The sequence below is a fragment of the Psychromonas sp. genome (genome assembly GCF_983033635.1).
This window is the reverse complement of the sequence record NZ_CEZLMY010000311.1, coordinates 1-2,131: the sequence shown is the minus strand read 5'-3', so window position 1 is coordinate 2,131 and position 2,131 is coordinate 1. Positions and strand designations below refer to the sequence as shown.

Genomic DNA, 2,131 nt, shown 5'->3' with positions numbered 1-2,131 from the left:
CACAACAACGATAATATGTGGCACTGTGGAAAATTACTTTATTAACGATTCTACAAAACTAGGTAGGTCTTCCGTTTTATAACAGGCATCGTGTTTATCAATATCACCTCTGTTAACTAAAATAGTACGCATTCCTAAGGCTTTTGCAGTGGAAATGTTTGATATCTGATCATCGTAAAAAGCAGCATCAGAGGCTTCAAAACCAAAGTGTTGGCAAATAGTATTAAATGCATGTGGATCAGGTTTCATTTGGTAACCGGTCAGCTCTACACTAAAAACACCATCAAAACAGTCATATAAATCAATATGTTTTAAGACTCTTGTCGCATAAGGTAGTGGCGAATTGGTAAACACATAACGTGATTTTTTAAATGCATGTAATGCGTCTTTAAGCTTAGTTGCTTTTTCAACCTTATCTAAATTAACCTGATGAGAAAACTCAGAAAATTTATTCAGATCGACACTTGGATAATGTAATTGAATCCCCCTTATCGTACCTCCATAACGTTGATAATAACTGTCACACAGCACATTAGATTCTTCAATAGAAATACCTAGCTCATTGCTAATAAAGCTACGCATTCTAGGGGCTATTTGCTCTAAAATGGCGTTTTCAGGGGGGTATAAGGTATTATCAAGGTCAAATAGATGGACATCACGCTCTAATAATGGAGTCAAAGGATTGCCTCTTTGTTTATCGGTAAATGGGGATACTATCACTATTTCTTTCAAAAGCTCAATATAGTGGTGCAGTATATTTGGCCATGCTGATGTGGCTATTTTAGTAATATTTTATAAGGCACTTTGTGCCCCGAAGCGACTTACAAAGCTAAGTCGCAAACGCCCCAAAGCGCCTTATAAACCTATAGACTTGTGGCCAAAATCAGCCAGCCACAACAATTTTTTAGATGCATTGAGATTCCCGATAAAACAACTCGGGTATGGAGAGCTATCCACTAAACCTCTGAAAACAAATAAAAATACTGACTAAATTATCGCAGATAAACTACAAATCATGCAGATGATTGGTTAAAGTATCAAAGCAAAACCTACCAATAAAAAACTAATAAATTAAAAGGAATAGTCTCTTATGAAACCTAGCCTTCATATTGTCATTGTACTAGCCATCATTTCACTCTTGGGTTGTGGTGGAGGTGAACAGTCACTAAAAGTGACTGCGAGTGCATATACTTCAAGTGTTGGAGAAACAGATTCAACACCAAACCTTGCTGCATGGGGCGATACCCTTAAGCCAGGAATGAAATCGATTGCAGTGTCGAGAGACCTTATAGATATGGGGCTTACTCACAATCAAGAAGTAAGAATCGAAGGGCTTGACGGTACATACAGAGTACTGGATAAAATGAATAAGCGCTGGAAAAAGAAAATTGATATTTACATGGGTAACGATGTTAAAAAAGCGAGACAATGGGGAAAGCAGGAAGTAGTTATATATTGGACTGAGAAAAAGTAGCAGACAACCACAACTTTTATTACTATCCACTGATTTTTTTAAACATTAAGCCCTGAGTAGTTAAATTCTCAGGGCTTTTTTATTTGGTTACGAAAACGCTAAGTGGTTCTGGCATTAATTTAGAATGGAACCAATCATATTTTGTAAGTCGCTTTGTGCCCCAAGAAGCGAGTTACAAAACTAGAAATTAGTGACCACTATTATGCTCGCTTCCGGGAATTAGCGAGCGTGGAATTTTTACTAGCTGAAGCGCTTTGGGGCACATACCTACTTACAAGATATTATTCATTTATCTCTAAACGAGTGCCCAGAATCACTGTGTGGTTCACCCCTAGGTTTGTAGACACCTTATGAAACAAATAACTAGAGGTGATTCTATGACAAGCTTAAGCACGGTATTATTAGCACTGCTGGAGATAAGATTGGCAACAACATTTTGAATATTGGGTAAGTGCCCGACATACATGACAGCACCTTCAGTGAGCTGCTCAATTAATTCCACTGGATTATTATTTAGCTTCTCTGCGCCATAAGCAAAAAAAAGCGTAATGGTGATTAACCATTACGCTTTGTTGTCGATTCTTTGCAATAGCGTCATTACCTGTTATTGGCATAAATGACGCTTACCTTGCATCCAATCTTATTTAGAAGCAGTAC

The 2,131-nt window shown here is 37.5% G+C and carries 2 protein-coding genes; one reads left to right on the top strand and one right to left on the bottom strand.

Annotated elements, in window-relative coordinates:
- Positions 1-33: 33 nt before the first annotated feature.
- Complete coding sequence (locus tag AC4GME_RS18860) at positions 34-678, bottom strand: pyrimidine 5'-nucleotidase (protein WP_490380048.1); 645 nt, start codon at positions 676-678, stop codon at positions 34-36.
- A 412-nt stretch (positions 679-1,090) separates the two neighbouring features.
- Between AC4GME_RS18860 and AC4GME_RS18855 the strand changes: the two genes are divergently transcribed.
- Entirely contained in the window at positions 1,091-1,474 is a 384-nt protein-coding gene (locus tag AC4GME_RS18855) for a 3D domain-containing protein (protein ID WP_490380047.1), read from the top strand.
- The last annotated feature ends 657 nt before the right edge of the window (positions 1,475-2,131 follow it).

Excerpts from the sequence above, each read along its gene's own strand:
- AC4GME_RS18855 (WP_490380047.1), top strand. The coding sequence starts at position 1,091 with ATGAAACCTAGCCTTCATATTGTCATTGTACTAGCCATCATTTCACTC.